Consider the following 20,933-nt stretch of genomic DNA (forward strand, 5'->3'; position numbering starts at 1 on the left):
TCACACGACGACGCCCTGCCTCTCGGCGGGGCGTCGTCGTGTGAGGACTCAGTCGAGCGCGAACGCCGGGATGCCGGGTGTCTCGAACCCGAAGACCGCGCCGAGGAAGCCGAGCTCGCGCTGGAGGGAGTCCACCACCGTCTCCGCGCGACGGAAACCGTGGCCCTCGCCCTCGTACAGGACGTACGAGTGCGCGACGCCGTGGGCCGCGAGGGCGTCGCGGATCGCCTCGGCCTGCGAGGGCGGGACGACACGGTCCTCGGCGCCCTGCAGGATCAACAGGGGCACGCGGAAGCGCTCGGGGTGCGACAACGGCGACCGGTCGAGGTAGACGGCCTCCGCTTCGGGGAGCGGCCCGATGAGCCCGTCGAGGTAGCGCGCCTCGAAGTCGTGGGTGTCCTCCGCGAGAGCGCGCGCGTCGCCCACGCCGTAGCGGGAGATCCCCGCCGAGAACACGTCGGTGTTCGTCACCGCCGCAAGCACGGTCCAGCCGCCCGCGGACCCTCCGGCGATGGCCAGGCGCTCGGGGTCGGCGAGACCGGCGGACGCGAGAGCGGATGCCGCCGCGGCGACGTCGTCGACGTCGACGACCCCCCACTGCCCGCGCAGTCTCTCGCGGTAGGCGCGACCGTACCCCGTGGAACCGCCGTAGTTCACGTCGAGCACGCCGATCCCGCGACTGGTGAAGAACGCCGTCTTCGCCGAAGGGGCGGGACCGACGTGCGACGTCGGCCCGCCGTGGACGAGGACGACGTACGGCGGCCGCTCGCCGTCCGGGGCCACGACATCGGGATTCGTCGGCGGGTAGGCGAAGGCGTGCACCGGGCCGTGCGGGCCCTCGGTGGTGAGGGCGCGGGCGACCGGCATCCATTCGACGCCCGGGTGGTCTGCGACCGTGACCTGCGCGACCGCTCCGGTGTCGAGGTCGATCGACCACAGGCCCGACAGCCCCGCGGCATCGGAACCGGAGACGAGCGCGCGGGAGCCCCGCACGTCGTCGACCGAGGCGCCGGCGACCACGGGGACGTCGAGCAGACGGATGCCGCTGGGGGCGATCTCGACGATCTCGTCGCCGCCGTCGGTGCGGACGGCGATGATACGACCGTCGTCGGTGGCCGAGAACCAGCGCGTTCCGAGGACCCAGACCGGGCCGCCGGTGTCGGCGTCTGCCGGGGCGACCGGCTGGGGGTCGCCGTCGAGCGACCGGCGGAACAGATTCCAGCGCCCCTCCGGATCGTCGGCGTACAGCAGCTCGTCGTCGCCGACCCAGACGGGCTGCAGCGGTGCGCGGCGGTCGCCGCCGGTGACATCGCGCACGTCTCCGGTGGCGAGATCGGCGACGCGGAGGACGGTGGCGTCCCACGGCATGTCGGGGTGGTCCCACGCGATCCACGCCAGGTGGCGTCCGTCGGGTGACAGCGCCGGGTGGGCGAGGAACACGCTCCCGGTGGCGAGCACCTCCGTGTCGGAGCCGTCGAGCGGGATCCGCACGATCGCGCGCTCCGGGACCCGCTGGGCTCCGTGGGTCTCGCGGACCGCCACGAGGCTGCCGTGTTGCCAGGACAGCCCGCCGTGCCGCACATCGCCGCCCTCGGGGGTCAGCGCGCGCGGCGCGCCGCCGGGGGTGAGCGAGTAGACACGCTGGTCGGACTTCTCAACATAGAAGAGGTGGCCGTCGTCGGATGCCGTCCAGGCGCCGCCGCCGTACTCGTGCACCGACGAGCGGGCGTTGCCCGGAGCGGGCAGGACCGTCTCGATCGATCCGTCCGGGCGCCTCCGTTTCACGGTGACGCGTCCGCCCTCGCTCGGGACGGATTCGCCCCACCAGACCTCGTCGCCGACGATGCGCGCGCCGTCCAGCCGCGGCGATGACTGCGCCACCGCCTCGGGCGTGAGGGGAGAGGGCCAGGATCCGTAGGGGAGCGTCTGGGGCATGGCATCCACCCTACGGACCGGGCCGGACATGCCGCGCGGCGCCTTCGTCGCCGTGCCCTCGGGGATCGGCGCGCTGCGGGACCCGGCCGGGCGCGCACCCGCGACGGTCTCAGCCGCCGACGACCTGCCGCGTCACACCGAGCTGACCCACCCAGTCGCGGATGACCTGACGCTGGCCCGCGTCGCACGTGTAGCCGTACCCGACGGTGACCTCGTAGTAGGAGTACGCGTCGATCGCGACCTCGTGATCGAGCGACCACCCGTCGAGGAACGTCAGCGCGTAGCAGTCGGCCATCGTCTCGGCGTCGCCGCCGAAGGACGCGAGCGCGTCGTCGGTCGGCTGAGGGTTGGTGAACTGCAGGACGTGCGCGTACTCGTGGTAGGCGGCGCCGGTGCGGATCCAGTCGGTCATCGTGGGATCGGTCTGGGAGTCGGCCCGCACGTGCACCGTGAAGGGTTGCGCGCCCGACACGCACGCCAGTGCCGTGGCGCCGCAGGGCGTGGCGCCCTCGAAGACGGTCGAGACCCACCCGCGTCCGAGATCGTCGAGCGTCGCCTCCCACGCGGTTCCCGACGCGTTCGACGCGGCCTGAGCGCTGACGCCGTCGGAGCGGCTCGAGATCTCCGACGTCAATCTCTGCACGTCCACGACGTCCTGATCGAGCGCGGCGGGGTTCCGCCGGTGGATCCACGCGCGATCGGCGAGATCCTCGACGCGGTACCACGGCACGATCGTCGCGTAGGGAAGACCGACGAGCGGCTCGATCGTCGCGTACAGGTCGTTCATGGCAGTACCGAACTGCTCTTTGCGATCGATCATCTCCTGCTGTTCGTCGAGACGTCGCTGCTGGTCGGTGATCTGCTGCTGCTGGTCGCCGATGAGCCTGCGAGCCTCCTGCAGCTGGGTGACCACCCAGAAGAATCCGAGCCCGCCGGCGACGACGGCGACGGCCAGGAGGACGGCGAGGACCACGACGCTCGCGCGCGGACGACGACGTTCGGCCGGCACGGTGACGGGGGCCTCGGTGAGGGGTGCGTCCGCGGGGAGGGAGGGAGCGGGGCCCGGATCCCCGGGCCCGCGATCCGCGGCCGGATCATCAGGCGCGGCGGGCGGAGCGGGGCGCGCACCGGCCGGGTCGGAGGGCGGGGGCTCGGCGGCGGGGGTGGGGGACGACACGGGACTCGCTCTCTCGATGTGTCCTGTCATGTTAGGGGCGTCCGGCGCGGGCGATCATGCGGCTGTGGAGAGAGCTCGGAACGACGGAGGCCGGATGCCCACCGCGAGGTGGTCATCCGGCCTCCGGAGGAGCCGAGCCGGCGTCAGACCGTCCGCAGCACGGCGACGACCCGGCCGAGGACGACGGCTTCGTCGCCCAGGATCGGCTCGAACGCGGAGTTGCGGGGGAGCAGCCACGTGTGACCGTCCCGGCGGCGGAACGTCTTCACCGTCGCCTCGCCGTCCAGCATGGCGGCCACGATCTCGCCGTTCTCGGCGGTGGACTGCGTGCGCACGACCACCCAGTCGCCGTCGCAGATCGCCGCGTCGATCATCGAGTCACCCGAGACCTTGAGCATGAACAGTTCACCCTTTCCGACGAGCTGGCGGGGGAGGGGGAAGATCTCCTCGACCTGCTGATCGGCGGTGATCGGCACTCCCGCGGCGATCCGGCCGACGAGCGGGACCAGGGCGGCGTCGCCCACGGCGGGTGCGGTGTCGGCCGGATTCTCGGCGGCGGTGCCGGGCAGGTCGATCAGGACCTCCATCGCCCGCGTCTTGCCGGGGTCGCGGCGCAGGTACCCGCTGAGCTCGAGCTGGTTCAGCTGGTGGGTGACGCTCGAGAGCGACTTGAGCCCCACCGCGTCGCCGATCTCGCGCATGCTCGGCGGATAGCCGTGCCGTGCGATCGAGCGCTGGATCACCTCGAGGATGGCGAGCTGCTTGTCGCTGAGGCTCTTCCGGCGCCGGGTCTGCGGCCGTTCGCGGCCGGCCGCGGTCGTCGCGTCGGTCATGTGTGCTCCCCTCGCGCCGCGTCCTGCGATGCGGCGGAAATTCGAATGTCGGAGGTCCGTGATGAGGTCTCCTCGTCGAAACCGTATCCGGTGGACCACTCGATCGCAGCGGAGCTTCCCGCGTGTCGCGTTCGATCGGTCTCCGATAACGCCGGTGTTGACACCTCCACAGTATCGAAGATAGATTCGGAATACAGATTCGCACCACCGCCCTCCCGGCCGAGGGCGGGGTGCGAATCTCTCCCCACCGAGGAGCACACCATGAGCAGCATCGCCGTCACCGCCCCCACCACCCGCCTGCGTCTGACCGCGCGCGGACGCCGGGTGTTCGCCTTCCTGGCCGCGCTTCCCGTGGTCGTCGCCCTCGCGCTCGCCGTCGTCGGCGGCGGAGCGGCCCTCGCCTCGAACGAGACGGGCGCTCCCACGGGTGCCTTCACGGAGGTCACCGTCATGAGCGGCGAGACCCTGTGGTCGATCGCCGAAGACGTCGCCCCCGCGTCCGATCCGCGCGACGTCGTCGCCGAGATCGCCCGCCTCAACGCGCTCGAGAACGGTTCGGTCACCGCCGGTCAGCGCATCGCCATCCCCGCGGCCTACGCCTCGGGGCGGTGATCACCCGGCGCGTCGCCGCCTACCATGGGTGAGGTGACCGTGCGCCTCGACGACCTTCCTCTTCGCGACGACCTCCGGGGCATGACTCCCTACGGAGCGCCGCAGGCGGCCCTGCCCGTTGCCCTCAACGTGAACGAGAACACCCACCCCGTTCCGTCCGAGGTGGCCGACGACATCCTGGATGCCATCGCCCGGGCCCTTCGCGACGTCAACCGGTACCCGGACCGCGAGTTCACCGGCCTTCGGGAGGCCTTCGCCGACTATCTCGGTCACGGTCTCGTCCGAGAGCAGATCTGGGCGGCCAACGGGTCGAACGAGGTGCTCCAGCACGTCCTGCAGGCCTTCGGTGGACCGGGGCGCCGCGCGATGGGCTTCGCACCCACCTACTCGATGTACCCGATCCTGACGCGCGCCACCGGCGCGGAATGGATCGCGGGGGAGCGCGAGCACGACTTCACGCTGAGCGCCGCGTTCGCCGCCGAGCAGGTGGTGCGCGAGAACCCCGACATCGTCTTCCTCTGCGCGCCCAACAACCCGACGGGAACGCCGCTCGGCCTCGACGTCATCGAGGCCGTGTACGCGGTGACCGACGGCATCGTGATCGTCGACGAGGCCTACCAGGAGTTCGCTCCCCACGACGAGCCGTCCGCGGTGACGCTGCTGCCGGGCCGCCCACGTCTGGTCGTGTCGCGGACGATGAGCAAGGCGTTCGCCTTCGCCGGCGCCCGCGTGGGGTATCTCGCAGCCGACCCCGCCCTCGTCGACGCGCTCCGTCTCGTGCGTCTGCCGTACCACCTGAGCGCCCTGACCCAGGCGGCGGCGACCGCCGCGCTGGGGCACGCCGACACGATGCTGTCGATGGTGGATGAGATCGTCGCCCAGCGCGACCGGATCTCCGCCACGGTGGCGGCGCTGGGGTACACCGCGCACGAGTCGTGGACGAACTTCGTGCTGTTCGGCGGGGTCGACGATCCGGCAGCGACCTGGCAGGCCCTCTACGATCGCGGCGTCCTCATCCGCGACGTCGGTATCGCCCACCACCTGCGCGTCACGGCGGGGACGGCGGACGAGACGACGGCGTTCCTCGATGCACTGGCGTGGGTAGGATCGCGAGCATGACCGCCGCTGCCACGCCTCGCACCGCAACGATCGTCCGCGAGACGAGCGAGTCGCGGGTGGAGCTGTCCCTCGACCTGGACGGGACCGGAGCGAGCGAGATCTCCACGAGCGTGCCGTTCTTCGATCACATGCTGACGGCCTTCGCGAAGCACTCGCTCACCGATCTTCGGGTGACGGCCACGGGCGACACGCACATCGACGCGCACCACACGGTCGAGGACACCTCGATCGTGCTCGGTCAGGCGATCCGTCAGGCGCTGGGCGACAAGTCGGGTATCGCCCGGTACGGCGACGCGCTCGTCCCCCTCGACGAGGCGCTCGCCCAGGCGGTCGTCGACATCAGTGGCCGGCCGTACCTGGTGCACACCGGCGAGCCCGCCGGCTTCGAGCACCACCTCATCGGGGGACACTTCACCGGGTCGCTCGTGCGTCACTCGTTCGAGGCGATCTCGATCCATGCCGGACTCACCGTGCACGTCCGCGTGCAGGGCGGTCGGGATCCTCACCACATCGCCGAGGCCGAGTACAAGGCGCTGGCTCGGGCGTTCCGCCAGGCGAAGGCGCTCGACCCGCTCGTCGACGGCATCCCCAGCACCAAGGGAGCGCTGTGAGCAAGCCCGTCGTCGCGGTCCTCGATTACGGTTCGGGCAACGTCCACTCGGCGGTCAAGGCCCTCATCGAGGCCGGCGCGGACGCGCGCCTCACCTCCGACCGTGCGCTGCTCCTCGACGCCGACGGACTGCTGGTTCCCGGCGTCGGGGCCTTCAGCGCTGTGATGGACGCCCTCACCGCCAGCCGCGGGGGCGAGATCATCGACCGCCGTCTCGCCGGCGGACGTCCCGTGCTCGGGATCTGCGTGGGCATGCAGGTCATGTTCGGTCGCGGGATCGAGCGGGGCACCGACACCGAGGGTCTCGGGGAGTGGCCCGGCACCGTTTCGGAGCTCACGGCTCCGGTGCTGCCGCACATGGGATGGAACACCGTCTCCGCCGGGCAGGGCTCGCGCCTGTTCGACGGGATCGCCGATGAGCGCTTCTATTTCGTGCATTCGTACGCCGCTCAGGAATGGTCGCTCGAGGTCACCCCTCCGTTCCCCGAGCCGGTGCTCACGTGGTGCACCTACGGCGAGCCCTTCCTGGCCGCCGTCGAGAACGGTCCCCTCGCGGCGACGCAGTTCCACCCCGAGAAGTCGGGGGAGGCCGGCATCCGGCTGCTCGCGAATTGGATCGACGGGCTGCGCGCGACTACTGTGTGACCTCGTGCCCGGGGCTGGCGACAGGCGCCTGCCGGCACGAGGAGCCATGAACGATTTCGCGTCCACGCCCGAGCTTGTCCTTCTCCCCGCGGTCGACGTGGCCGACGGAAAGGCCGTCCGACTGACCCAGGGAGAGGCCGGCACCGAGACCAGCTACGGCGATCCCGTGGATGCCGCCCTGGACTTCGCCCGTCAGGGCGCGGCCTGGATCCACCTGGTCGACCTGGATGCCGCCTTCGGTCGCGGCAACAACACCGCCGTGATGCGCAAGGTCATCAAGCAGGTCAAGGGCGTGCAGGTCGAGTTGTCCGGTGGCATCCGTGACGACCGCTCGCTGGAGGCCGCTCTGGAGAGCGGCGCGAGCCGTATCAACCTGGGCACCGCCGCCCTGGAGAACCCGGAGTGGGCCGCCGACGTCATCAACCGCTACGGCGAGGCCATCGCCGTGGGCCTGGACGTGCGCGGCACGACGCTCGCCGCCCGCGGCTGGACGCGTGACGGCGGCGACCTGTGGACGGTCCTGGAGCGACTCGAGGATGCCGGCTGCAGCCGCTACGTCGTCACCGACGTGACGAAGGACGGCACGCTCCGCGGCCCGAACCTCGAGCTGCTCCGCGAACTGACCCAGCGCACGCCCAAGCCCGTCGTGGCGTCCGGCGGCGTGTCGAGCCTGGACGACATCGCGGCCCTGCGGGAGCTGGTGCCGCTGGGCGTCGAGGGCGCGATCGTGGGCAAGGCGCTCTACGCGGGCCAGTTCACCCTGGCCGAGGCGCTGGATGTCGCCGGGCACTGACGACCACCGGGCCGACTCGGCCGGCGTCCCGTGGGAGGGGCGACGGTTCGAGGCGAATCCGCATTCCGGGGACGACGGCTCCGCCGATCCTGCGCTTCTGCTCGCGCTGGAGGCGTTCGCCGCGGGCGGCGGCGACGGCGGTGCCGTCGTCGAGGCCTACCGCACGGCGCGTCTGCTCATCCCCCTGGTGGCGGAGAAGGGCGACCACGGCATCGGCGCGCACGGGCTCGAGGTCGACAAGACGCAGGAGCTGTCGATCGTGACGGTCGCGGCCCCCGATGGGCGCAAGGTCCTGCCGGTGTTCAGCTCGGTCGAGGCGATGCGGCGATGGGATGCCACGGCCCGCCCGGTGCCCGCGGACGGTCGCCGCACGGCCCTGGCCGCAGCCTCCGAGGACACGGAGCTCATCGTGATCGATCCGGCCTCGGACACGGAGTTCGTGCTGCGCCGGCCCGCGGTGTGGGCCATCGCGCAGGGCGAGTCGTGGGAGCCGGCGCACACCGCTCCCGCCGTCTTCACCGGGCTGCAGGAGAGCATCTCCGGCGAACTCGCGGTGCTCGACCTCGCGGTGCAGCCGGGCGACCCGACGGGGCGCTTGCGGGGCCCGGAGCTGGTGGTCCACCTCCAGCTGATGTCGGGCCTGGAGCAGGACGAGTTGGATGCCGTACTCGCCCGTCTCGCGCGTCGCTGGGCCGCCGACGACCGTGTCGCGGTCCTCGTGGATTCTCTGACGGTCAAACTGCATCGCAGTACCGACGTCTGACGCGCGGGCGGACGTTCACGCGCGGCGCGGACCCGATCGCGCCAGCAGCCCGCGCAGCGCCGCGTCCAGCCAGGCGCGGTAGCGGGCGTCGGTCCACCCCGAGGTGGTGACGAAGAACGCGTAGGTCTCGGGCCCGACGAGGTGGTTCAGCTCGTCCGTCGCCTGTTCGCGCTCTCCCGGGTCGAGGAGACCCCGTTCGATCAACCATCCCGCCGCCCGGCCGAGGTCTGCGCGCCGTCGTGTCCCCAGATCGCGGATGGATGCCGCAGCGAGGTCGTCGGTCTCGGCGGCGACGGTCATCGCGCGGATGAGTCCCGCGGTCGCGCGGTTGGCGTGCGCGACGTAGTCCAGCCAACCGCCCATGGCGTCGTCCGCATCCGGACGCGAGATGATCTCGATCATCGCCGGACGTTCGGTCAGGCTGTGCGGACCGTCGTCCCCGGCGAAGGTGCGCTCGAAGGCCGCGATGAGCAGCGCTGCCTTGGTGCCCGCGAGATGCACGGACTGCACCGACACCCCCGCCTCGTCGGCGATGTCCTTCATGGTCGTGCGGGTGTAGCCGCGCCGCGGGAGCAGCCGGGCGGTCGCGTCGAGGATGGCGTCCCGCGTGCGCTGGGCGTCCGCCTGCCGCGCGGGCGACGAATAGGGTCGCGGGGACATGGCATCCTTCCACTATCGTTAGAGACCAAATCTAACGAAATGGATGCCACCATGGTGACCGTTCTCCTGGCGTCGAACCCGATCCACGGCCACGTCGGACCGATGCTCCAGGTCGCCGGCCATCTCGTGCGCGAGGGGCACGCGGTGACGGTGGTCACCGGCACGCGATTCCGGGAGCGCGTCGAAGCGGTCGGCGCGGACTTCCGTCCGCTCCGCGGCGCGGCCGACTACGACGACCGCCGCCCCGACCTGTACCTGCCCGAGAGGGCGAAGTACTCCGGCGTACGCCAGGCTCAGTACGACATCCGGACGATCTTCATCGACACGATCCCCGATCAGTACGCGGCCGTGGCGGCGGCGATCGAGGACATCCGTCCCGACACCGTCCTCGTGGACGGCGCGTTCGGAGGCATCCTGCCGATCCTCGATCGGACCGGCGAGCGACCTCCGGTCCTCGCCCTCGGGGTGACCCCGTTGTCGCAGTCGTCGCGCGTGCTGGGCCCGTACGGCATGGCCCTCCCCCCGGCGCGCGGTGCGGTCGACCGTGCCCGGTACGCGGCGCTGGGTGTCGTCGCCCGTCGGATCGTCTTCGGGTCCACCCAACGGGCGGCGGTCCGTGCGCTCGCGGCCTGCGGGACGCGCCCCCGGGGATTCGTCATGGATCTGTCGGAGCGATTCGACCGCTTCCTCCAGACCGGGCCGGCGAGCCTGGAGTACCCGCGCCCCGATCTCGCGGCGAACACGCGCTTCGTCGGCGTGCTGCCGCAGGCGACCTCCGACGTGGCCCTGCCGTCGTGGTGGGGCGATCTCGACGCGGCGGAAGCGGTCGTCCATGTCACTCAGGGCACGATCGACAACCACGACTTCGGGCGTCTCATCGGCCCCACCGTGGCGGCGCTGAGCGACCGTCCCGTGCTCGTCGTCGTCAGCGCGGGCGGTCGCGCCGTCGAGGATCTCGGCCCCCTTCCGGCCAACGCGCGAGCCGCGAGCTACCTTCCGTACGACGCACTGCTCCCGCGCACGGACGTCCTCGTCACGAACGGGGGGTTCGGGGGAGTGCAGGCGGCTCTCGCGGCGGGTGTCCCGGTCGTCGTCGCCGGCGACACCGAGGACAAGCCCGAGGTCGGTGCGCGAATCGCCTGGACCGGCGCGGGCGTGGATCTGCGCACGGGGAGCCCGAAGCCCGACGAGGTCGCCCGAGCCGTGGATGCCGTCCTCGCCGACCCCTCCTACCGTGCGGCGGCGAGCCGGATCGCCGTGGATGCCGCCCGCCACGACCCCCTCGCGGAGATCACGCAGCATCTCCTCGAGACACGAGTCCCGTGACGCCGCATCCGCACTCCCGCGGGTGTCACCGGGAGCCGTCCTGCACCGACCCGCCGCTTCATGCTCCGCGGGTGTCACGGAGGAGCCGTCCTGCGGCACAGGGCGGAGGGATGCCGGCCTCTCTAGGCAATCGGGGTAGGGGCCCTGTTCTTGCCTCGAGAGGATGGCATCCCGGAGCCCGGTACCCGAACAGCGACCTACGTGACGGGACCCGTCCACTTCTCGCCCGGCCCCTTGCCGATCGGGTCGGGGATGACCGAGGCCTCGCGAAAGGCGAGCTGGAGCGAGCGGAGGCCGTCGCGCAGCGACCGCGCGTGCATGTCGCTGATCTCGGGGGCCCCGGCGGTGATGAGCCCGGCGAGGGCGTTGATGAGCTTCCGCGCCTCGTCGAGGTCGGTCTGCTGCTGCGGGTCGTCGGCGAGTCCGACCTTGACCGCGGCGGCGCTCATGAGGTGCACGGCGGTGGTGGTGATGACCTCGACGGCGGGCACGTCGGCGATGTCGCGGGAGGCGGATGCGGAGACGCGTTCCTGCTCCTCCCACCGCGCGAGCCGCTCGGCATCCTGTGAAGAAAGGGCGTCGTCGGGGGGAATCGTGTCCACGTGGTTCTCTCTGCTAGACTGTGGCGGGCTTCGGAGCGTTCTGCTCCGTACGAAAGAGGATCACATCCCACCCGCGCTTGCCGCTCCAGGCTACCGGGTTCCCGCACTCCGCTCCGTCTTGCACGGGGCTGCTCGGGTGCAGAAGCCGGTGCTCAGGCACCGTGCCGGGTGGCGTGTACTCCTCTTCGCCCGCGATCTGCCAGGATCGCGGCGGCCGTCATCCGTAGACAAGAGGAGTTCCGCATCAGCGATCCCCGCACCAATGACCGCATCCGTGTCCCTGAGGTTCGCCTCGTGGGCCCCAACGGAGAGCAGGTCGGCGTCGTCCGCATCGAGGCGGCGCTGCGTCTGGCGCAGGAGGCCGATCTCGATCTGGTCGAGGTGGCCCCCAACTCGAAGCCGCCCGTCGTCAAGATCATGGACTACGGGAAGTTCAAGTACGAGGCCGCGCAGAAGGCCAAGGAAACGCGTCGCAACCAGGCGAACACCGTCCTCAAGGAGGTTCGGTTCCGTCTGAAGATCGAGGCGCACGACTACATCACCAAGCTCAAGCGCGCCGAGGGCTTCCTCCAGGCCGGCGACAAGGTCAAGGCGATGATCCTCTTCCGCGGCCGCGAGCAGTCCCGTCCCGAGCAGGGTGTGCGTCTGTTGCGCAAGTTCGCCGAAGACGTCGCCGAGTTCGGCACTGTCGAGTCGAACCCGACGATCGACGGTCGCAACATGGTCATGGTGGTCGCTCCTCACAAGAACAAGTCCGAGGTCAAGACCGAGCAGAACGCGCAGCGCGCGGCGAACCGCGAAGCGGCACGCAGCGCCGCCCGTGGCGACTCGGCTCCCTCGGACACCGCTGAACCGGCATCCGCCGAATAAGCTCCCCGACTCCCGCTCCGCCGGGAAACCCAACGAAGGAAGACAGATGCCGAAGCAGAAGACCCACTCGGGCGCCAAGAAGCGTTTCAAGTTGACCGGTAGCGGCAAGCTCATGAAGCAGCAGGCCGGCATGCGGCACAACCTCGAGGGCAAGGCCTCCAAGCGCACCCGTCGCCTGAACCAGGAGCAGGTCCTGGCCAAGGGCGACTCGAAGGTCGCCAAGAAGCTCCTCGGCCTCTGAGCGCCGACGCACGTTAGGAAGAATGAGAAATGGCTAGAGTCAAGCGGGCTGTCAACGCCCACAAGAAGCGTCGCGTCATCCTCGAGCGCGCCTCCGGTTACCGGGGTCAGCGTTCGCGCCTGTACCGCAAGGCGAAGGAGCAGGTCACCCACTCGCTCGTCTACGCGTACCGCGACCGTCGCAAGCGCAAGGGCGACTTCCGTCGTCTGTGGATCCAGCGCATCAACGCCGCGAGCCGCCAGAACGGTCTCACGTACAACCGCTTCATCCAGGGCCTCGGCCTCGCGGGTGTGCAGGTCGACCGTCGCATGCTCGCCGAGCTCGCCGTGAACGAGCCGGCCGTGTTCGCGTCGCTCGTCGCGACGGCCAAGGCCGCGCTGCCCAGCGACGTCAACGCCGCCAAGACCGCGTAATCACCGGTTCCACGAACGGGCGTCCTCTACGGAGGGCGCCCGTTCGGCGTTTCGCCGCGGGTTCTCGGGGCTCATGCCGCGCGCGCCATACACTGGGGACGTGCTGGAGAACCCTCGTTCGCCGCGGGTGCGCGCCGTGGCCAAGCTGAGCAAGCGCGCCGCCCGGCAGGAGACCGGCCTGTTCCTCCTCGAGGGCCCGCAAACCGCGCGCGAGGCTCTCGCCTGGGCGCCCGAGACGGTGCTCGAGTTGTACGCGACCCCCAGCGCCCTCGAGAAGCACGCGGACGTGCGCGAAGCCGCCGTCGACGCCGGTGTCGACCTGCAGTACACGACCGAGGCGGTTCTGGATGCCATGGCCGACACGGTCACCCCGCAGGGCATCGTCGCGGTGGCACGCCAGTCGCCGACCGCGCTCAAGGACATCTTGGCCGAGGGCCCGACTCTGCTCGCGATCTGCGAGGAGGTGCGCGATCCCGGCAACCTGGGCACGATCATCCGAGCGGCGGACGCCGCCGGTGCGGACGCGGTGATCCTCACCGGGCGCACCGTGGACCTCTACAACCCGAAGGTGGTGCGCTCGACCACGGGGTCGCTCTTCCACCTCCCGGTCGCCGTGGACCTCGAACTCGCCGATGTCGTCGCGCGCGTGCACGAGGCGGGGCTGCGCGTGGTCGCCGCCGACGTCGGAGGTGACGATTTCGTGGCATCGCGAGACTTGCTCAGCCGTCCGACGGCGTGGCTGTTCGGCAACGAGGCCCGCGGCCTCGACGAGACCGCGCTGGCGCACGCCGACCAGTCGCTGCGGCTGCCGATCTACGGGCGTGCGGAGTCGCTGAACCTCGCCACTGCCGCCAGCGTCTGTCTCTACGAGACGGCGTTCGCGCAGCGCGCCGGGTGATTCCGCTGTTACAGAACGGTTAAGGCGCGCGCCACGATGTGGTCGCTTTCTGATCGGTCTCATAGGGTGGGCGAATGGCATCCGTTCCCCCGGCGGGCCCCGAGCCCCTTGTCGTCCTGTCCGACGTGCAGAAGCACTACGGCCAATTCCAAGCGCTGAAAGACATCGATCTCACGGTCGATCGCGGCGAGGTCGTGGTCGTCATCGGCCCGTCCGGGTCGGGCAAATCGACCCTCTGCCGCACGATCAACCGTCTCGAGACGATCACCAGCGGCTCGATCACGATCGACGGCGACCCGCTGCCCGAAGAGGGCAAGGGCCTCGCGAAGCTGCGCGCCGACGTGGGCATGGTCTTCCAGTCGTTCAACCTCTTCGCCCATCTGACGATCCTCGAGAACGTCACGCTCGGCCCGATCAAGGTCCGCAAGATGAAGAAGGCGGATGCCGAGAAAGAGGCGCGCGCGCTCCTGGACCGCGTCGGCGTGGGCCACCAGGCCGACAAGCTGCCCGCGCAACTGTCCGGCGGTCAGCAGCAGCGCGTGGCCATCGCTCGTGCCCTGGCCATGAAGCCGAAGGTCATGCTGTTCGACGAGCCCACCTCGGCCCTCGACCCCGAGATGATCAACGAGGTGCTCGACGTCATGGTGGGGCTCGCCGCCGACGGGATGACCATGATCGTCGTGACCCACGAGATGGGATTCGCCCGCAAGGCCGCGAACCGGGTGGTGTTCATGGCCGACGGCCAGATCGTCGAGCAGGCCGCGCCCGAGCAGTTCTTCACGCGCCCGCAGTCCGATCGAGCGAAGGACTTCCTCTCGAAGCTCATCACCCACTGATCGCGCGCGGAACGACGGTGTTCCGCTGCCCGCACCGCCTCCGGCCGACCCGACGTGCCATCCCCCCGTATCCCCTCCGAACAGCACACGTAACCAAGGAGACATCACATGCGTAAATCTCGGCTTCTCGCGGGCGTCGGCGTCATCGCCGCCGGCCTGCTCGCTCTCACCGCCTGCAACAGCGGTACCCCCGGTTCGCCCGACGCCGGTTCCGGCGAGGGTTCCTCCGACGCCCCGGTGTGGGGCGAGGTCGCGTCGAACGTCACCATCGACGGCAGCACCACGTTCGAGAAGATCAGCTCGGCGGGTAAGGTCGTCATCGGTGTGAAGGAAGACCAGCCGGGCCTCGGCTACCTCGACCCCGTCACGGGGGAGCGCAAGGGCTTCGACGTCGACATCGCGCGGTGGATCGCCGCGTCCCTCGGCTACGACCCGGCGGACGAGTCCAAGGTCGAGTACAAGCCCATCGCATCGGCCAACCGCGAGCAGGCGCTGATCAACGGCGACATCGACTACTACGTCGGCACCTACTCGATCACCGACAAGCGCAAGGAGCAGATCTCCTTCGCCGGTCCGTACTTCCTCACCGGCCAGGGCCTGCTGGTGGCGGCCGACAATGACACGATCACCGGTAAGGACTCGCTCACCGCGGACACCACGGTGTGCTCGGTGACCGGCTCCACGCCGATCCAGCGCATCCGCGAGGAGACTCCCGCGAAGGTCGTCGAGTTCGACACGTACTCGCAGTGCGTCGAGAAGCTCAAGAACGGCGAAGTGGATGCCGTGACCACCGACGAGGCCATCCTCCTCGGCTACGCCGCGCAGGATCCCGACAACCTCAAGATCGCGGGCGAGCCCTTCAGCGAGGAGCGCTACGGCGTCGGCCTGGCCAAGGGTGACACGGCGTTCCAGGAGTTCGTGAACACGCTCTTCACCGATGGCGGGTCGACCTGGCAGGCGATCTTCGAGAAGAACCTCGGCGCCTCGGGCGTCGAAGGCAAGCAGCCCGCGGTCGACGCCGCCGGTTGAGCACACGGTGCGGGCGGCGTGACCGCGTCGCCCGCACGCTCGACCTCGTCGATCACGAGAAGACAGGAAGCAACCGGTGAATCAGATCTTCGACTACCCCGACCTGTGGGCGCAGGCGCTGTGGGGAACCGTCGTCCTCTTCCTGGGTGGAGGGGCGATCGCCATCGTGCTCGGGTTCGTCGTCGCGGCCATGCGCGTCTCGCCGGTACCGATCGCTCGTGCGGTCGGCGCGGTCTATGTGAACTGGATCCGCAACACCCCATTGACGCTCGTCCTGTTCTTCTTCGCGTTCTGCGTGCCGCTCCTCGTGGACGTGCCCCGCGGCTTCTTCCTGCCGCTGGCGGTCTGCGGCATCGGCATCTACACCGCGACCTACGTCGCCGAGACGATCCGGTCGGGGATCAACACGGTGCCCGTCGGGCAGGCCGAGGCCGCCCGGGCCCTGGGTCTCAGTTTCGGTCAGGTGATGACGCTGGTCGTCCTCCCGCAGGCGACCCGCTCCGTGATCCCCCCGATGGTGAGCGTGTTCATCGCCCTCCTGAAGAACACCACCGTCGCCTCGGGCTTCTCGGTCGTCAACCTCGGCAACATCCGCGCCAACATGAGTGAGAACGGCGAGAACCAGCTGGTGACGATCGTCCTGGTCATGGTCATCTTCGTCCTGCTCGTGCTGGTGCTCTCGGCTCTGCAGAACGCCGCTGAGAAGAAGTGGAAGGTGGCCCGATGAGCTCCTCCGTCCTCTACGACCTCCCCGGCCCGCGCGCCCGCGTGCGCAACCGACTCCTCGGTGCGCTCACCCTCGTGGTGGTCGCGGGGATCATCGGTTTCGTCGTGTGGCGGTTCATCGATACCGGACAGTTCTCCGCGACGAAGTGGAACGTCTTCACCTACACCGCGATCTGGGTGCGCTTCGGCGAAGCCACCCTCGCCACCCTGTCGGCCTTCGCGGCCGCGGCGGTCGGCGCCTTGGTGCTCGGATTCGTCCTCGCGATCGGTCGTCTGTCCGACCACGCCTGGGTTCGCATCCCGGTCGGCTGGATCGTCGAGATCCTCCGCGCCGTGCCCGTGCTGGTCTTCATGCTCCTGCTCTACTACGGTCTGCCCGTCATCGGCATCCGCCTCTCGCCCTACTGGGCCGTCGTGATCGCTCTCATCGCGTACAACGGGTCGGTTCTGTCCGAGGTCATCCGGGCCGGCGTCGAGTCGCTGCCGCGCGGTCAGAGCGAGGCCGGTTACGCCCTGGGCCTTCGCAAGTCCAACGTGATGCGTCTGATCCTCCTGCCCCAGGCCATCCGGGCGATGCTGCCGGTGATCATCGCGCAGCTCGTGGTGACGCTGAAGGACACGGCGCTCGGCTTCATCATCACCTACCCCGAACTGCTGTACTTCGCGCGGCAGCTCGGCTCGAACGGCGAGTACGGCTCGCCGCTCATCCCCGCGGCCATGATCGCGAGCGTGATCTACGTCGCCATGTGCCTGGCGCTGTCGTACGCCGCGCACCGCGTCGAGATCGGCCTGCGCCGTTCGCCGCGCGCAGCGCGTGTCGCGGGCGCCGAGCCTCCCGGCCAGACCGGCACCGACACCGAGCTCATCGTCGCGCAGCGCGGGGCGGGCAAGAACGACCCCGGTTCGGCGGCCTGACGCGCCCGCCGTCTCGACAGACGGGCGGGGGAGCATCCCCGCCCGTCGGTAGACTCGGTTCTCGTGTCCGACGCACCTGAGATCACCCCCGAGGCCGTCGCCTCCGCCGTCGATGCCGCGCTCGCCGCGGTCGCCGGCGCCGCGACCACGGCCGACCTGAAGGCCGCCCGCTCCGCCCACGCGGGGGAGCAGTCGCCGCTATCGCGACTGAACGCCCGCCTGCGTGACGTCGCCCCCGAGAACAAGGCCGCCTTCGGCAAGCTCGTCGGACAGGCGCGCGGCCGGGTGAATCAGGCGTTCGCGGTCCGTGAGGGCGAGCTCGCCGAGGCGGAGACCGCGGCGCGGTTGGAGGCGGAGCGCGTCGACGTCACGGCATTGCCGCAGCGTGCGCGGGTGGGCGCGCGTCATCCCATCTCGCTCCTGCAGGAGCAGGTGTCCGACATCTTCGTCGGAATGGGATGGGAGATCGCGGAGGGTCCCGAGCTCGAGCACGAGTGGTTCAACTTCGACGCGCTGAACTTCGACGTCGACCACCCGGCGCGGCAGATGCAGGACACGTTCTTCGTCGACCCCGTCGCCCGACACCTGGTGATGCGCACGCACACGAGCCCGGTGCAGGTGCGATCGATGCTCGAACGCGACCTCCCGATCTACGTCCTGTGCCCGGGGCGGGTCTACCGCACCGATGAGTTCGACGCGACGCACCTCCCCGTCTTCACGCAGTTCGAAGGTCTCGTTATCGACAAGGGCATCACGATGGCCCACCTCAAGGGCACCCTCGACCACGCCGCCCGCGTGCTCTTCGGGCCCGAGGCGAAGACCCGGTTCCGAGCCAACTTCTTCCCGTTCACCGAGCCGAGCGCCGAGCTCGACCTGTGGCACCCGACCTTCAAGGGCGGGGCGCGATGGATCGAGTGGGGCGGCTGCGGAATGGTGAACCCCAACGTCCTGCGCGCCGCGGGGATCGATCCCGAGGAGTACTCGGGCTTCGCCTTCGGCATGGGCATCGAGCGCACGCTCATGTTCCGCAGCGACGTCCAAGACATGCGCGACATGGCCGAGGGCGATGTCCGTTTCAGCGAGCAGTTCGGAATGGTGGTCTGATGCGCGTCCCGCTCTCCTGGTTGCGCGAGTACGTCGACGTGCCGGCGGATGCCGCACCGGACGACGTCCTGGCGGCCCTGGTGTCGGTCGGTTTCGAAGAAGAGGACGTGCACCGCTTCGAACTGTCCGGTCCCGTCGTCGTCGGCGAGGTGAAGGAGTTCACCCCCGAACCGCAGTCCAACGGCAAGACGATCCGGTGGTGCCAGGTCGACGTCGGCGAGGAGCACGGCGGCATCCGCGGCATCGTCTGCGGAGCCGGCAACTTCTTCGAGGGCGACAAGGTCGTCGTGACGCTTCCGGGTTCGGTCCTTCCCGGACCCTTCCCGATCGCCGCGCGCAAGACGTACGGTCACGTGTCCGACGGCATGATCGCGTCCGCCAAGGAACTGGGGCTCGGCAGCGAGCATTCCGGCATCCTGCGTCTGGTCGAGCTCGGCATCGACGCCCCGGTGGGAACCGACGCCATCGCGCTGCTCGGGCTCGACGACGTCGCCGTCGAGATCAACGTCACGCCCGACCGGGGGTATGCCCTCTCTCTGCGCGGTGTCGCCCGCGAGTACTCGCACGCGACCGGTGCCGCCTTCCGCGACCCGGGCGCCGGCCACGACGCCGCGCGTGAGCGCACGCCCGACGGGTTCCCGATCTCCGTCGACGACGCCGCGCCGATCCGCGGACGCGTCGGGGCGAGCCAGTTCGTCGCGCGCATCGTGCGCGATGTGGACCCGTCGCGCCCCACGCCGCCGTGGATGATCACGCGCCTGTCCCTGGCCGGCATCCGATCGCTCGGTGTCCTGATCGACATCACCAACTACGTGATGCTCGAACTCGGCCAGCCGATCCACGGCTACGACCTCGACCGCCTGCAGGGTGGCATCACGGTCCGCCGTGCGACCGCGGGCGAGAAGCTCGAGACCCTGGACGGTCAGGTTCGCACCCTTCACGTCGAAGACCTCGTCATCACGGACGAGTCCGGCCCGATCGGTCTCGCCGGCGTCATGGGCGGCGGTCCGACCGAGATGAGCGATGCGACCCGCAACGTGCTCATCGAGGCGGCCACGTTCGACCAGGTCTCGATCGCGCGGACCGCGCGTCGTCACAAGCTGCCTTCCGAGGCGTCGCGACGCTTCGAGCGCGGCGTCGACCCGCTCGTCGCCTTCGTCGCCGCCGAGCGCGTGGCGACCCTCATGGTGGAGCTGGCCGGTGGCACGCTCGACACCTCCCTCGGGGGCTCGCTCGCGGAGAGCTACACCCGAGAGGCGATCGCGCTGCCCCGGGAGTTCGTCCCGGGTCTCATCGGCGTCGAGTACACCGACGACGAGACGGAGCGCGCCCTGCGCCTCATCGGTGCGACGGTCGACCGGAGCGAGAGCGGATGGAGCGTCGTACCCCCGTCGTGGCGCCCCGACCTCACCGACAAGTGGACGCTCGCCGAAGAGGTGGCCCGTATCGAGGGCTACGACCGCATCCCGTCGGTGCTCCCGACCCCTCCCTCGGGCCGCGGGCTCACCCTCGCTCAGCAGGGGCGCCGGCGCGTCGCGAACGCTTTGGCTGCGGCGGGGTTCGTCGAGACGCCGTCGTTCCCCTTCACCACTTCCGAGCAGAACGATCTGCACGGATCGCCGTCGGGAGAAACGCTGCCGAGCGTGAAACTCGCCAACCCGCTCGACGGGCTGGCGCCGTTCCTGCGCCGCTCGCTCGTGCCCGGTCTACTGCAGGTCGCCCACCGCAACCTCTCGCGGGGCATCGTCGATCTCGCCCTGTTCGAGACGGGCACCGTCTTCCTGCCGAAGCCGGGGGTGCAGTACGGCACGTCCTCGGTCCCTCCGCTCGCGGTGCGGCCGGATGCCGCGACGTTGACGGCACTCGACGCGTCGATCCCGCCGCAGCGTCGGCACGTCGCCGTGCTGCTGACGGGGAACCTCGTCGCCAAGCAGCCGGGGCAGGCGGCCGTCGCGGCCGACCTCGCCGACGCGGTCGACGCGGTCCGCGTGCTCGCCGGAGCAGCCGGCGTCGACGTGGAACTGGTCCAGGCACAGCGTGCGGCGCTGCATCCGGGCCGGACGGCGCGGGTTCTGGTCGCGGGTGTCGACGTGGGCTACGTCGGTGAGCTGCTGCCTGCCGTGGCCGCCGCGGCCGATCTCCCGGGGCGCGTGCTGGTGGCGGAACTCGACCTCGATGCGCTTCTCGAGCGCGCGCAGTCGCGGGTGGTCGCGGCATCCCTGTCCGGCTTCCCGGCGGCCACGCAGGACGTGTCGGTCGTCGTGCCGGTCGAGGCCGCCGCGGGCGAGGTGCGGACTGCGCTGCTCGAGGGCGGTGCGCCGCTGATCGAGGGCGTGCGGCTGGTCGATGACTACCGCGGGCCCGGCGTCGCGGACGGAACGAAGAGCCTGACGTTCGCCCTGCGTTTCCGTGCGGCGGATCGGACGCTGACGGCGGCCGAAGCGACGGAGGCCAAGATGAGTGGCGTCGCGGTGGCGGCGGAGCGTTTCGGCGCCGCCATCCGGGACGGCGAGGCGAGCGTCTGATCCGCTTCGGGCGGGCGCTGTTCGGGGGAGCCCGGAAAAGTGCCTGCCCTCATCGCCGACGAGGGGGCAGTCGGAAGTGGTCGGCGATGAGGGCAGGTGTCATGAGCATACCCCCAATTTGTCCCCCATATGGGGGACAAGCTGAAAGAAGTCGATGCGTCTTCTTTTCGCCGGCCCGGACGGGCGTCCCGCGCGGCGGATTTGCTCCGGCCCGGCCGCGGCGGATACCCTCGCGGAATGTCGTCGATCGTCGTCCGCAACGAGGAGCTCTCCGTGAGCACCGTTGCCGTGCGTCGACGTC

Annotated in this window: 22 protein-coding genes; 17 read left to right on the plus strand and 5 right to left on the minus strand. The window is 70.2% G+C overall.

What is annotated here, in order from left to right; translation table 11 throughout:
• Positions 1–48 precede the first annotated feature (48 nt).
• From P8R59_RS12140 to lexA, 3 genes are all read right to left on the minus strand, one after another.
• Positions 49–1,935 carry a S9 family peptidase gene (locus tag P8R59_RS12140; protein WP_278101279.1) on the minus strand — a complete coding sequence of 629 codons (1,887 nt, stop codon included), beginning with the start codon at positions 1,933–1,935 and terminating at the stop codon, positions 49–51.
• A gap of 109 nt (positions 1,936–2,044) precedes the next feature.
• Positions 2,045–3,112: a hypothetical protein gene (locus P8R59_RS12145; protein WP_278101280.1), complete on the minus strand. Its 1,068-nt coding sequence runs from the start codon at positions 3,110–3,112 to the stop codon at positions 2,045–2,047.
• Positions 3,113–3,255: 143 nt separating this feature from the next.
• Entirely contained in the window at positions 3,256–3,945 is a 690-nt protein-coding gene (gene lexA, locus P8R59_RS12150; protein WP_076490821.1) for a transcriptional repressor LexA, read from the minus strand.
• Positions 3,946–4,206: 261 nt separating this feature from the next.
• Here lexA and P8R59_RS12155 point away from each other — a divergent pair, with 261 nt between their 5' ends.
• From P8R59_RS12155 to P8R59_RS12180, 6 genes are read left to right on the plus strand one after another with little or no spacing between them, the layout of a single operon-like run.
• On the plus strand, positions 4,207–4,557 hold the full coding sequence (locus P8R59_RS12155) for a LysM peptidoglycan-binding domain-containing protein (RefSeq protein WP_278101281.1): 351 nt from the start codon (positions 4,207–4,209) through the stop codon (positions 4,555–4,557).
• A gap of 24 nt (positions 4,558–4,581) precedes the next feature.
• A complete protein-coding gene (locus P8R59_RS12160; RefSeq protein WP_278101282.1) occupies positions 4,582–5,676 on the plus strand; it encodes a histidinol-phosphate transaminase in 1,095 nt (364 codons plus the stop codon).
• Positions 5,673–6,287, plus strand: a complete 615-nt coding sequence (gene hisB / locus P8R59_RS12165; RefSeq protein WP_077050159.1) for an imidazoleglycerol-phosphate dehydratase HisB — start codon at positions 5,673–5,675, stop codon at positions 6,285–6,287. The genes P8R59_RS12160 and hisB overlap by 4 nt, the downstream gene beginning before the upstream one ends.
• A complete protein-coding gene (gene hisH, locus P8R59_RS12170) occupies positions 6,284–6,931 on the plus strand; it encodes an imidazole glycerol phosphate synthase subunit HisH (protein ID WP_278101283.1) in 648 nt (215 codons plus the stop codon). The genes hisB and hisH overlap by 4 nt, the downstream gene beginning before the upstream one ends.
• A 46-nt stretch (positions 6,932–6,977) precedes the next feature.
• A complete protein-coding gene (priA, locus tag P8R59_RS12175) occupies positions 6,978–7,724 on the plus strand; it encodes a bifunctional 1-(5-phosphoribosyl)-5-((5-phosphoribosylamino)methylideneamino)imidazole-4-carboxamide isomerase/phosphoribosylanthranilate isomerase PriA (RefSeq protein WP_077050157.1) in 747 nt (248 codons plus the stop codon).
• Positions 7,708–8,487: an SseB family protein gene (locus P8R59_RS12180; protein WP_278101284.1), complete on the plus strand. Its 780-nt coding sequence runs from the start codon at positions 7,708–7,710 to the stop codon at positions 8,485–8,487. The genes priA and P8R59_RS12180 overlap by 17 nt, the downstream gene beginning before the upstream one ends.
• A 15-nt stretch (positions 8,488–8,502) precedes the next feature.
• Here P8R59_RS12180 and P8R59_RS12185 read toward each other — a convergent pair whose 3' ends face one another.
• Entirely contained in the window at positions 8,503–9,147 is a 645-nt protein-coding gene (locus P8R59_RS12185; protein WP_278101285.1) for a TetR/AcrR family transcriptional regulator, read from the minus strand.
• A 51-nt stretch (positions 9,148–9,198) separates the two neighbouring features.
• Between P8R59_RS12185 and P8R59_RS12190 the strand changes: the two genes are divergently transcribed.
• Positions 9,199–10,473, plus strand: coding sequence for a glycosyltransferase (locus P8R59_RS12190; RefSeq protein ID WP_278101286.1), 1,275 nt, complete (start codon positions 9,199–9,201; stop codon positions 10,471–10,473).
• Positions 10,474–10,670: 197 nt separating this feature from the next.
• Here P8R59_RS12190 and P8R59_RS12195 read toward each other — a convergent pair whose 3' ends face one another.
• Positions 10,671–11,075 (minus strand): DUF1844 domain-containing protein, encoded by a 405-nt coding sequence (locus P8R59_RS12195; protein WP_374114693.1) that lies wholly within the window; start codon positions 11,073–11,075, stop codon positions 10,671–10,673.
• Positions 11,076–11,318: 243 nt separating this feature from the next.
• Between P8R59_RS12195 and infC the strand changes: the two genes are divergently transcribed.
• From infC to pheT, 10 genes are all read left to right on the plus strand, one after another.
• Complete coding sequence (infC, locus tag P8R59_RS12200; RefSeq protein ID WP_431606894.1) at positions 11,319–11,945, plus strand: translation initiation factor IF-3; 627 nt, start codon at positions 11,319–11,321, stop codon at positions 11,943–11,945.
• 46 nt (positions 11,946–11,991) lie between these two features.
• On the plus strand, positions 11,992–12,186 hold the full coding sequence (rpmI, locus tag P8R59_RS12205; protein ID WP_013583375.1) for a 50S ribosomal protein L35: 195 nt from the start codon (positions 11,992–11,994) through the stop codon (positions 12,184–12,186).
• 29 nt (positions 12,187–12,215) lie between these two features.
• Positions 12,216–12,599, plus strand: coding sequence for a 50S ribosomal protein L20 (gene rplT / locus P8R59_RS12210; protein WP_063257942.1), 384 nt, complete (start codon positions 12,216–12,218; stop codon positions 12,597–12,599).
• A 100-nt stretch (positions 12,600–12,699) separates the two neighbouring features.
• On the plus strand, positions 12,700–13,497 hold the full coding sequence (locus P8R59_RS12215; RefSeq protein ID WP_278101287.1) for a TrmH family RNA methyltransferase: 798 nt from the start codon (positions 12,700–12,702) through the stop codon (positions 13,495–13,497).
• A 74-nt stretch (positions 13,498–13,571) separates the two neighbouring features.
• Positions 13,572–14,333, plus strand: coding sequence for an amino acid ABC transporter ATP-binding protein (locus P8R59_RS12220; RefSeq protein WP_077050151.1), 762 nt, complete (start codon positions 13,572–13,574; stop codon positions 14,331–14,333).
• Positions 14,334–14,441: 108 nt separating this feature from the next.
• Positions 14,442–15,362, plus strand: a complete 921-nt coding sequence (locus tag P8R59_RS12225; RefSeq protein WP_278101288.1) for a glutamate ABC transporter substrate-binding protein — start codon at positions 14,442–14,444, stop codon at positions 15,360–15,362.
• 76 nt (positions 15,363–15,438) lie between these two features.
• Positions 15,439–16,089 (plus strand): amino acid ABC transporter permease, encoded by a 651-nt coding sequence (locus P8R59_RS12230; RefSeq protein ID WP_077050149.1) that lies wholly within the window; start codon positions 15,439–15,441, stop codon positions 16,087–16,089.
• Entirely contained in the window at positions 16,086–17,003 is a 918-nt protein-coding gene (locus P8R59_RS12235) for an amino acid ABC transporter permease (protein ID WP_077050148.1), read from the plus strand. The genes P8R59_RS12230 and P8R59_RS12235 overlap by 4 nt, the downstream gene beginning before the upstream one ends.
• Positions 17,004–17,066: 63 nt before the next feature.
• Positions 17,067–18,107: a phenylalanine--tRNA ligase subunit alpha gene (pheS, locus tag P8R59_RS12240; protein WP_278101289.1), complete on the plus strand. Its 1,041-nt coding sequence runs from the start codon at positions 17,067–17,069 to the stop codon at positions 18,105–18,107.
• Positions 18,107–20,632 (plus strand): phenylalanine--tRNA ligase subunit beta, encoded by a 2,526-nt coding sequence (gene pheT / locus P8R59_RS12245; RefSeq protein ID WP_278101290.1) that lies wholly within the window; start codon positions 18,107–18,109, stop codon positions 20,630–20,632. Before pheS ends, pheT begins: the two co-directional genes overlap by 1 nt.
• Positions 20,633–20,933: the final 301 nt, after the last annotated feature.

The organism is Microbacterium proteolyticum (genome assembly GCF_029639405.1).
Classification (GTDB): domain Bacteria; phylum Actinomycetota; class Actinomycetes; order Actinomycetales; family Microbacteriaceae; genus Microbacterium.